This window comes from Limnohabitans sp. TEGF004, assembly GCF_027924965.1.
Taxonomy (GTDB): domain Bacteria; phylum Pseudomonadota; class Gammaproteobacteria; order Burkholderiales; family Burkholderiaceae_C; genus Limnohabitans.
Map to the genome: position 1 here is coordinate 428,723 of NZ_AP027056.1, position 12,044 is coordinate 440,766.

3 protein-coding genes are annotated in these 12,044 nt (G+C 56.5%); 2 read left to right on the forward strand and 1 reads right to left on the reverse strand.

Annotation, left to right across the window (positions count from 1 at the left end; all coding sequences use genetic code 11):
• The first annotated feature begins 85 nt into the window (after positions 1-85).
• Positions 86-7,417, forward strand: coding sequence for a heme utilization protein (locus LINBF2_RS02250; protein ID WP_281890076.1), 7,332 nt, complete (start codon positions 86-88; stop codon positions 7,415-7,417).
• Positions 7,418-7,465: 48 nt separating this feature from the next.
• A complete protein-coding gene (locus tag LINBF2_RS02255) occupies positions 7,466-11,281 on the forward strand; it encodes a heme utilization protein (protein WP_281890078.1) in 3,816 nt (1,271 codons plus the stop codon).
• A 52-nt stretch (positions 11,282-11,333) separates the two neighbouring features.
• Here the strand turns inward: LINBF2_RS02255 and LINBF2_RS02260 are convergent, their stop codons facing one another.
• On the reverse strand, positions 11,334-12,041 hold the full coding sequence (locus LINBF2_RS02260) for a hypothetical protein (RefSeq protein WP_281890080.1): 708 nt from the start codon (positions 12,039-12,041) through the stop codon (positions 11,334-11,336).
• Positions 12,042-12,044 lie beyond the last annotated feature (3 nt).

Consider the following 12,044-nt stretch of genomic DNA (forward strand, 5'->3'; position numbering starts at 1 on the left):
AGGAGACGAATCCCTGTAAGGGCAGTGCATTGCTGTGCAGTCACTGCCGTTGCAACCCTCAATGAATGAGTGAAAAGAGCGAATCATGGCCACGATCAACAACTTAAGTACTGGTTTTCAATCCAACACATTGATGACCTTCAGCGCTGTCACGCCCACCACCAAGGTCACGGCCACGACCGATATTTCTGGCTTTGATGCCACCAAGATCAAAGCCCTCACGGTGGCAGAAGCTGCGGCACTCACCACCGAGCAGGTGTCCTCCATCAGCACCACAGCGATGGCAGGTTTGACAGCAGGCCAGTTGGGTGTGTTGACGGCAGCTAATGTGGCCGCTTTCACCGATCAGCAAATGGGCGCGTTCAGCAACACGCAAATTGCCGCCTTCAAGCCCACGCAAATCGGGGCCATGACCTCGTCGCAAATCAATTCACTCAGCACCGCGCAAATGGGGGCGCTGAGCGTGACCCAAGTGGCGTCGCTCAATGTGTCGCGCATCAAAGACATTGACAGCACCCGTTTGGGCGCTTTGAGCTCCAAGCAAATTCAAGCGCTGACCACCGACCAAATCGTCAACCTCATTGCCGATCAGTTGGGCGGCATGAGCACATCACAAGTGGCAAGTTTGAAAGTGTCACAAGTCGCTGCGATTGAAACGCGCGATTTGGTGGGTATGTCTACCTCGCAGGTGGCCGCGCTCACGGCCACCCAAGTGAAGGCGCTCAAAGCCAACCAGCTGCAAGCCTTAACGACCGACCAAATCAAAGCCATCGAGACGGCCGATTTGGCCAGCATGACGGCCACCCAAATTACAGCCTTGTCCACCTCTCAGGTGAGCGCTTTGGGTACCGCACAACTCAACGCGCTGACGGTGGCTGAACTCGGCGCTCTGAGCAGTGCTCAGTTGCAATCGTTGACCACCTCTCAGGTCAGCGCGCTCAGTACCACCAGCACTGCCAAGCTCAAATCCACCCAAGTGGCTTCTTTCACCACTGCGCAAGTGGCTGCAATGACCACCTCGCAAGTCAAAGCTTTGGCTGCCACGTCGGTGGCCGCTTTGGGTTCTAACCAGCTCAATGCCATGACCACCTCGCAAGTGGGTGCCTTGACCGCCGCACAAGTGAAAGCCTTGAGCAGCAGCACCTTCGCTTCTATGGGTACCACCCAAGTGGCCGCTTTGACAACCGCCCAAGTGGCGGGCTTGTCTGTGGCTGTGGTGGGTGCCATGAGCTCGGCTCAGGTGTCGTCTTTGACCACCTCGCAAGTTCAGTCGCTCACAGCCAACCAAGTCAAAGCCTTGGCCGCCAACAAAATCGCGGCCATGACCACCACGCAAGTGGCAGCCTTCACGTCTGACCAGATCAAGTCACTCAGTGCCACGCAATTGCAGGCGCTCACGACATCTGAAGTGGCTGCGATGGGCACAGCCCAAGTGAAAGCACTGACAGACACACAAATCAAATCGTTGACCAGCGATGCCGTGGCAGCGCTGACCACCGCTCAAGTCAATGCCCTCAGCACGGCGCAACTCAAGGCCTTGTCTGCCAGCCAAGTCACAGCACTCACATCGACCAACGTGGCTGCTTTGGCGACGTCGCAAATCAGCGCATTGACATCTAGCCAAGTGCAAGCCTTGACCACGTCAGCCGTAAACGCCTTGACCACCAGCTTGGTCAATGCGATGACGACTGCGCAAGTGGCTGCTTTGACCACAGGCCAAGTGCAATCGCTGTCAACCTCGACCGTGAGTGGCATCTCCACCACCAACGTCAAAGCCTTGGGCGCAGCCCAAGTGGGCGCACTCACCACCGCTGCGGTGGCTCAGCTCAGCACGGGCCAAGTGGCTGCACTGACCACCAAACAAGTGGCCGCACTCACCACGGGCGCTGTGGCCGCGTTGAGCACAGACCAAGTCAAAGCTTTGACGTCTACACAAGTGCAAGGCCTGACCAATGCGGGCTTGAACGCCATGACGACCACGCAAGTGGCCGCTTTGACGACCAGCCAAGTGTCTTCGTTGACTGGCGCGCAAGTGGCCGGTTTGTCCACGGGCACCTTGCAGTCGTTGAGCACAAGCCAAGTGGCGTCCCTCACCGACACGCAAATCAAAGCGCTGACTACCACCGAAGTGGCCGCCATGACCACCACGCAAGTGGGTGCCCTGACCACTACGCAGTTGGGCGTCATGTCGACCGACGACATCTTGGCGTTGGGCACAGCCCAAGTCAGCGCCTTGACCACCACACAACTGCAAGCACTCAGCCAATCACAAGTGCGTACTTTGGAGTCTGCTGAAGTGGCAGCCCTGAGCACCACGCAGTTGCAAGCCTTGTCAGCCAACCAATTCAAAGCCTTTGCGACAGAAGACGTGGCTGCCTTGACCACGGCCCAAGTGGCCGCGTTGACGACAGACCAAGTCAAGGCCATGTCGCCCGCCAACATCGCGGCCTTGAGCACTGGCCAAGTGGCCGCCATCACCACAACACAACTGGGTTCGCTCACCAACGCCACGGTGGCAGGTTTGAGCAGCACCCAAGTGCAAGCCTTGAGCACAGCCCAAGTCAAAGCTTTGTCTGAAGGTCAAGTCAAAGCGCTGACCAATGCAGCTATTGGCGCTTTGAGCACGGCGCAGGTCGATGCCCTGACCACCACCCAAGTCAAAGCCTTGACCGAAACACAAGTGGGTGCGCTCAGCACCACTGGCGTGTCAGGCCTGAGCACCACGCAAATGGGTGCGCTGACCACAGGCCAAATTCAATCCTTGAGCACCGGCAGCGTGGCTGCCTTGAGCACGGCTCAGCTCGGCGCTTTGTCCACCTCGCAAGTGCGTGGCATCAGCGCCGCTGGCGTGGCGGCATTGACCAGCACGCAAGCCTCCACACTCAGCACAGACCGCGTAGCCGCGTTGACCGCTGACCAAGTCAAAGCCTTGACCACGGGCAATGTGTCTGCCTTGGGCACGGCCCAAGTCAAGGCCATGACGTCTGACCAGATTGCCGTGTTGACCACAGCCCAGTTGCAATCGCTCAGTACCACCCAAGTGCAAGCCATCGACACTGCCGACGTGGCAGCGATGAGCAGCACGCAAATCAAAGCGCTCAGCAACACCGAGTTGTCGGGCATGACCACGGCACAAGTGGCTGCGTTGACGTCTGACCAAATCAAGTCAGTCACCACTGCCGCATTGGCTGGTTTGAGCACAGCCCAAGTGGCTGGTTTGACCACAGGTCAAGTGGCCGCTCTCAGCGCCACGCAAGTGCAAGCCATGGAAACAGCGGATGTGGCTGCGTTGAGTGCCACTCAGGCCCAAGCCTTGTCTACTGCCCAGGTCGCCGCACTCAGCACCTCTCAAGTACAAGCCATGTCGACGGCTGGCGTGAGTGGTTTGACCACCGATGCCATCAAAGGTTTGAGCAACAACCAGTTGCAAGCCCTCACCACCGATGGTGTCGCCGCGTTGACCACCACCCAAGTCGGCGCACTGGGTACAGCCCAAGTGGCTGCGCTCACCAGTTCAGAAGCTGCCGCCCTGACGACCACCCAAGTACAAGCCTTGAGCACCGCCCAAGTGAAAGCTTTGGAAGTGGGTGATTTGGCTGCCATGAGCACTGCCCAAGTAGCCGCGCTCAGCACCGCCCAAGTGGGCGCGTTGACCGCAGCCCAAGTGACCAGCTTGACCACAGGTCAAGTGGCCGCACTCACCACGTCTCAAGTGAGCGTGTTGAGCAGCACCCAAGTGCAAGCCCTCAGCACAGGCCAAGTGGCTGCGCTGACCAACACACAAGTCGCCGCCCTCAGCACAGGAAGCGTCAAAGCCCTGAGCGTGGACGATGTACGCGCCTTGAGTACCGGTCAAGTCAACGCCATTTCCACCGCAGGTGTGGCAGTGATGAGCACGGCCCAAGTGGCTGCGTTGAGCACCGACCAAGTGGCTGCATTCAGCACAAGCCAAGTGGCTGCATTGACCACCTCTGAAGCCGCGACTTTGAGCGCTGCGCAAGCCAAGGCTTTGACCACCGCGCAAGTGCAACAACTCAGCACCAGCAACATCGAAGCTTTGAACCTCAACAGCGTCAAAGCGATGACCAGCACGCAGCTGCAAGCCTTGAGCACCACGCAGCTGAATGCTTTGCAAACCGAAGATTTTGCGAATCTGAATGAAGCGCAAATCACAGGCCTCACCACGGACCAAGTCCAAGCGTTGACCACCTCTGCGGTGACATCGTTGACGGCTGACCAAGTGTCCAAATTCACCACGGTGCAAGTGGCTGCTGTGACTGCAGCCAATGTGGGCGCTTTGAACTCGGACCAAGTGGCTGCTTTGACCACCGCACAAGTGGGCACGCTAGATACCGCCCAAGTCAAAGCCATCACCACCGCTGCTGTGGCCGCGATGACCAACGCGCAAGTGGGTGCGATGAGCACCACCCAAGTGGCTGCTTTGACCACCGGTCAAATGGCTGCTTTGACAGCGGCTGAGGTGAAAGCCTTGAGCACTTCTCAAGTGCAAGCTTTGGGCACGGCACAAATCAATGCGTTGAGCAACGCCAATGTGGCCGCGCTCACCACCACACAAGTGGCCTCGCTCACCGCAGGCCAAGTGACAGGTTTGAGCACTGCAGCAGCGGCCTCGTTGGTCACCGCCCAAGTGCAAGCCCTGAGCAGCACCCAAGTGCAAGCCATCAGCACCGCCAACGTGGCGGCCATGAGCAGCACACAGTTGTCTGCCTTGACGACCGGCCAAGTCAGCGCCTTGACCACAGCGCAAGTGGTGGCCTTGGAAACCGCTGATGTCGCTGCTTTGAGCACGGCGCAAGTGGCAGCCTTGACCACAGATCAAGTCAAGGTGTTGGAATCTGCTGATGTCGTGGCGATGAGCACCGGCCAAGTGGCCGCTTTGAGCACCGCGCAAGTACAAGCCTTGACCGATGGCAACGTGACCGCGTTGAGCACGTCGCAAGTGCAAGCCATGAGCACGGCCCAAGTGAATGCACTGAGCACTGCCCAAGTGGTGGCCATGACGACCAGCCAAGTGGCTAGCCTGACGGCCGCCCAAGTCAAAGGCATGAGCACTGACCAAGTGAAGGCTTTGGAAAATACAGACGTTCAAGTGTTGAACGCCACGCAAATTAAAGCCCTGACCACAGCGCAAGTGCAGGCCTTGGAAACCACCGATGTGGCTGGCCTCAACACCACCCAGTTGGCAGCCTTGACCGCTGACCAAGTGAGTGCGTTGACCACCGCGCAAGTCGTGTCGTTGACGACCAGCGAAGTGAGCAACCTGAGCTACGACCAAGTCAAAGCGTTCACCACCACGCAGTTGGCTGCGGTTGAAACAGCAGACATTGCGGTGTTGAATTCTGACCAAGTGTCTTCACTCAGCGCCACACAAGTGCAAGCCTTCACCACGGCACAAGTGGAGAAGCTCAGCACCGGCGTGATTGCTGGTTTGACGAACACCCAAGTCGATGCACTGAGCACCGCGCAAGTGGTGGCGTTGACCACCACCCAAGTGGGCGCTCTGACAGCAGGTGCTGTGAAAGCACTGAGCTCAGGCCAAGTGGCTGCCCTGACCAACGGTCAGTTGGGCGCGTTGTCGACCACCCAAGTGCAAGCAATGGACGTGACCGATGTGGCCGCCATGAGCACCGCCCAAGTGAACGCCTTGAGCACCACACAAGTGGCTGCGTTGACCACTGGCCAAGTCGCAGGCTTGACCACCACGCAAGTGTCTAGCTTGGCTGATGCCAAGTTGCAAGCTGTGAGCACGGCGGGCATCGCTGCCTTGACGTCTGACCAAGTGGTCTCGTTGACCACGGGTCAAGTGGCTGCCATCACCACCACCCAGTTGCAAGCTTTGACAAATAGCAGTGTGAATGCACTGACCACCACGCAAGTGACGGCATTGGGTGCGACACAAGTGGCATCCTTGACCACCGGCACAGTGACTGCTTTGTCGTCTGACCAAATTGCTTCGTTGACGACCACCCAAGTGGGCGCCTTGACCACCACGCAAGTGGCAGCCGTGAAGGCTGACCAAGTGGTCGCCTTGACCACGACCCAAGTGGCCAAACTCAGCACCACCCAGTTGGGTGCGCTGACAGAAGCCAACGTGGCCAACTTGAGCACAGCACAAGTGGATGCGCTCAGCACCACGCAGCTGACCTCGTTGAGCACAGGTCAAATTGACTCGCTCACCGCAGCTGTGGTGACCAGCTTGGCCACTGCCAAAGTGGCGGCCTTGACCACCACCCAAGTGACCGCGTTGAGCGCTGACCAAATGGGTGCCTTGTCCACCAGCGGCGCTGCAGCGCTGACCACCTCACAAGTGAAGGTCTTGGGTGCTGACCAGATTCGTGCCTTGAGCACCGCGTCTGTGGCTGCCTTGACCACCGGTCAAGTACAAGCCTTGACCACGGGTCAAGTGGCTGAGTTGACCAACACCACCGTGGCGTCGTTGACGACATCACAAGTGGCTGCCTTGAGCACCGGCCAAGTGCAGGTGTTGGCTGACTCGGTGGTCACAGGTTTGAGCACGGCACAACTGACCGCCTTGACCACTGCGCAAGTAGGTGCGTTGACCGCGTCGCAAGTGCGTGCCCTGAGCACCACTGAAGTGGCTGCCTTGACCACCAGCCAAGTGACGGCTCTTACTGCCACACAAGTGGGCGCGATGGAAACGGCTGACATGGTGGCTATGAGTACCGCGCAAGTGACAGCGCTGAACACCACACAGGTGTCCGCGTTGACCGCTGGCATGGTGACGGCCTTGAGCACTGCGCAAGTGGCTGCCTTGGGCACTGGCAACGTGTCTGCCTTGACTGATACCCAAGTGCGTGCGTTGACCACAGCCAGTGTGGCCGCCTTGAGCACGGCGCAAGTGGCTGTGTTGACCACCGGTCAGGTGTCTGCCTTGACGGCTGGCAGCATCGGCGCCTTGACCACCGCTCAGGTGGGTGCGTTGACAACATCTCAAGTGACTGCGTTGAGTAACGCCAATATCGTTGCTCTCAGTACGGCGCAAGTGGCTGCCTTGAGCACGGCACAAGTTGTGGCATTGACCACGGGTCAAATCCAATCGATTGCCACCGATGATGTGCAAGCCTTGACGACCAGTGCGGTGGCTGCCTTGAGCACCACACAAATCCAAGCCTTGAGCACAGGTGCTGTCAATGCCTTGACCACAAGCCAAGTGACATCGTTGACCACCTCGCAGGTGGCCTCGCTGACCACGGGTGAAGTGGCTGCCTTGAACACCTCACAAGTGGCTGCGTTGACCACTGGTCAGGTTCAGGCCTTGACGGTGTCTCAACTCACTTCGCTCAGCAACACGCAAGTGAGTGCCTTGACGACCACGCAGGTGGGTGCATTGACATCCACCCAGCTGTTTGGCTTGGTGACTGCGGCCAACAATTAATCAGTAACTGTCTGACTTCGTAAAACAAATTTTTGAAAAGAGACCATCATGACCAACTCTATTAACAGCGTCACCAGCAGTTACTCGGCTCAAACCTATGCAGCAGTGGCACCGACGACCGCGGTGTCGTCATGGACGACTACTCAAATCGCAGCGATTACGCCTTCAGATTTGTCATCGTTGAAGCCTGCCAGCATCACAGCCATGTCAACGGATCAAGTAAATGCTTTGTCGACAACGGTGTTTGCAGCGTTGACTGCTACGCAAGTGCAAGCGCTAAGCAACACGCAAGTGGGCAGCTTGAGCACCTCCAATGTGGCAGCTTTGGGCTCTAGTCAGTTGAACGCACTCAAGGCGACGCAAATTACCTCGTTGTCGTCCACGCAAGTGAACTCGATTTCGACCGGCACCTTGTCGGCCATCAAAGGTTCGCAAGTGGCGTTGCTCAGCAGCACGCAAGTGGGTGCCATCACCACCGACCGCGTGGCAAGTTTGACGACTGCGCAAATTGCGTCCATGACCACAGACCAAATTGTGGGCTTGGTGGCAGCCCAGTTGGGTGCGATGGCCGACAAGGTTTCTGGCCTGACGGCCAACCAAGTGGCGGCTATTGAGACGGGCGACTTGACAGGACTCACAACGACACAGGTTGAATCTCTGAGCGCCACACAAGTCAAAGCACTGACCACCGCGCAATTAGAAAAGTTGTCGACAGCCCAGTTCTCGGCGATCACAGCGTCTGATTTGGTGTCACTCAACGCCACGCAAATGAAGTCACTCACCACAGCGCAAGTGGCTGGTATGACCACAGCGCAAGTTGCTGCATTGACCAAGGATGAAGTGGCTGGCTTTACCACCTCACAAGTCCGAGCTTTGACCAGTTCACAAGTTCAGGCACTGACAACCGCTGCCTTGGTGTCATTCACAACAGCCCAAATTGGCGCCTTAGACACCACGCAAGTGAGCAAGCTCACCACATCGCAAGCCAGCGCACTAAGTGGTACGCAAGTGGCATCTTTGACCTCTTCGCAAGTCAATGCCTTGACCACCTCGCAAGTCGGCGCCTTGACAGCGACACAAGTCAAAGCCCTGACCACCAGCCAAGTCAGCGCCATGGGTACTACCCAGTTAGCCGCTTTGACCACTACACAAGTGGCAGGTATGGACGTGGCCGATGTCGCCGCCTTGACTTCCACTCAAGCCAACGCCATGACGACCAGCCAAGTACAAGCTCTGACGGCTTCACAAGTCAAGCTGCTGTCCACAGCTACGGTGGCTGGTCTAAACACCACTCAAGCTACAGCACTGACCAGCACGCAAGTGGCTGCACTCAGCACAGGTCAAATCAACAGCCTGTCCAGCACTGCGGTGTCCAAACTCAGCACAGCGCAAGTGGCCGCGATGAACGTGCTGCAAGTGGCAGCTCTGAGCACCGGTGCTGTGAACGCCATGAGCACCTCACAAGTACAAGCCTTGACGGCCAACCAAGTGAAGGCTTTGAGCACGGGCGCAGTGGCTGCCTTGACGACGTCTCAAGTGGGGGCGTTGACCACCGCGCAAGCGGCGGTGTTGTCAGCCAAAGCCGTTGGAGCCCTGAGCACAGCATCAGTCGCTGCTTTGACTTCCAGCCAAGTCAAGGCCATGACCAAAGAAGCAGTCACAGCATTGACCACCGCCCAAGTGCAAGCCTTGTCCACCACCGCAGTGGCGGCATTGAGCAGCACGCAAGTGGCCACCCTCAGCTCGGCTGAAGTGGCTTTGCTCAGCACCGCACAAATCAAAGCTTTGGACACCGCGCAGGTGAAGGCTTTGGCGGCAGGAGGTTTGAGCAGTTTCAACACTGCACAAATGGCAGCCTTGACCACAGGCCAAGTGGCTGCATTGACTGCAGCCCAAGTGAAGGTGTTGACCACCGCACAAGTGGCAGCCTTGGGCACGGACAATGTGAAAGCGTTGACCACCACACAAGTGGCCGCCTTGAGCAACACGCAGCTCGGTGCATTGACCACCGCTGAGGCCACCAGCCTGAGCACCACACAACTCAAAGCCTTGAACGTCGGTCAAATCGGCGCACTCAGCACCACCGTGGTGGCCGCTTTGGGGACTGACCAAGTGAAAGCTTTGTCTGTGGATCAGTTCAAAGCCTTGACCACAGCTGCTGTGGCTGCTTTGACCACGGCGCAATCAGCCGTGATCACCACCGCCCAATTGGCAGCATTGAGCAAAGCGCAAGTCGGCGCCTTGACCACCGCGCAAGTGGGCGCCTTGACCACCGCCCAAGCAAAGGCATTGTCGGCATTGAGCTTGGCATCGTTGACCACGGGACAAGTCAAAGCCTTGGGCACCGCCGCCGTCAACGCCTTGGACGCCAAGCAAGTGGCTGCCTTGACCACCACACAAGTGGCCGCCTTGGGCACTGACCAAGTGAATGCCTTGTCTTCTACAGGCGTGCAAGCCTTGACAGGCGCACAAGTGGGCGCCCTGAGCACCGCGCAAGTGGCCGCCATGACCACCACCACCATCCAAGCGCTGGAAAGTGCCGATGTGATTGCACTGACCACCGCACAAATCAACGCGCTGACCAGCACGCAAGTGGGCGCACTGACCACCAGCCAAGTCAAAGCACTGGCTTTGGATGACGTGGCCAGCATGGGCACTACACAACTCAAGGGTTTGAGCACCACGCAAATTGGTGCCATGACCGTGACGCAGCTCAATGCCTTGACCACCACCGAAGTGGCAGCCTTAGGCACCGACCAAGTGAAGGGTTTGAGCAAGACGCAAATCACAGGTTTGAGCGTGACCAACCTCAAAGCTTTTGGTACTGCACAAGTGGCGGCGTTGACCACCACGCAGCTCTCGGGCCTGAGTGACACACAAGCCAAAGCTTTGACCACTGCACAGGTGAGCGCCTTGGGCACTGACCAAGTACAAAGCTTGTCGGCCAGCACCATCAAGGCGCTGACAACCGGTCAAGTGGCTGCGCTCAGCACCGCTCAAGTGGCTGCATTGACAACTGGACAAGTGAAAGACTTGGCTAGCACCACAGTGGCCGCGCTCAGCTCGACCCAAGTGAATGCTTTGGGCTCAGCCCAAGTGGTCGCCTTGACCAAAGTGGCCGTGGCCGCATTGACCACAGGCCAAGTGGCTGGCATGAACACTACGGTGTTGAAAGCCTTGACCACAGCCAGTGTGGCAGCCTTGACCAATGACCAAGTGAAAGCCTTGACCACAGCCAGCGTGGCAGCGATGACCACAGACCAGGTGAAAGCTTTGGAGTCTGCTGACATTGCGGTGTTGAGCTCTTCGCAAGTGGGCGCGCTGACCACCACGCAAGTAGCTGTGTTGACGTCCACGCAAGTGAAGTCACTCAGCAGTGGTGCCTTGGCAGGATTGACGACAGGTACTGTGCAAACATTGACCAGCACTCAGCTGGGTGCTTTGCCAGCAGCTAGCGTGTCGGCCTTGTCTACAGCGCAAGTGGCTGCATTGACCACTTCGCAAGTGGCTGACTTGACGGCTGCTTTGGTGTCCGCGCTGACGACGAGCCAAGTGGGTGGCATGACCACTTCTCAAGTGGCAGCCTTGACCACCGCTTCTGTGGTGGCATTGACTGCAACGCAAGTGGGCGCTATGGGTACCTCACAAGTGGCGGCTTTGACTACATCGCAAGTCAAGGCGCTGGAGACGGCTGATATTGCAGCCTTGAGCACAGGTCAGGTGAAAGCTTTGACTACCTCACAAGTGGCGGCGATGGAAGTGGCCGACTTGAAGGCTTTGAGTGCTGATCAGGTCAATGCTTTGTCTGCTACGCAGATTGGAGCGTTGACTGGGGCTCAGTTGATTGGGTTAATGGGTAAGTAAAATCTCATGCGAGGGCCTGATAACAGGTCCTCGCAAGGAGTTATTGCAAACTTCAATTCAAATTGAGATTACTTACCTCAGCAAGTTCTTGATTCGCAGTTAGGCCGTTTTTAAATACGATTTGGTTTGATTCGATGGGCTTGCAGTGAAGAGCTGTGCTGCAATGAATAATAGCTGGCTCATTGAGTGAATTTTTTTTAATTAGGTAAGGCCATATGTAACAATCAATTCCCCATCCACTGTAATTCCAATAACCAAACTCCGAATACAATTTAAGCATCCGGTTAGAAAAGAATGGCATCATGACTTCAATCCATGGAGCTTTTTTTAATGTGTACTTAGGATCGTTTAGTGTATGAGGGTGTGAAAAGAAACTTGAATGGGATAGAGATGGTTGAAATAAGTCTAATTCGTACAAGTCACCTATTTCAAAGCATTTATTAATATCATCTACGGTCGTCCAAATATCTCCATTTAAAAATCCATAAACTTCATATTTATCGCGAATGCTTTCTGTAAGCTTATATAGTGACTCGCCCCAAAATTCTGTGTTTATATTGATGTGAAATTTTGCATTCTTTTGCAACCCAGTTCTTGCTATGTTGCTCAGTGAATCTGAATATGAATATGTTGCTAAGTCAAATTCCATATTGCTGGATTCGCTGATCAAGCAATCCCACTTTTCTAGAGGAATAACTAACAATCTGTTTCTTCGCCATTTTTTTTTATGGGTTATGCATGATTTAAAAATTGTATTCATAGG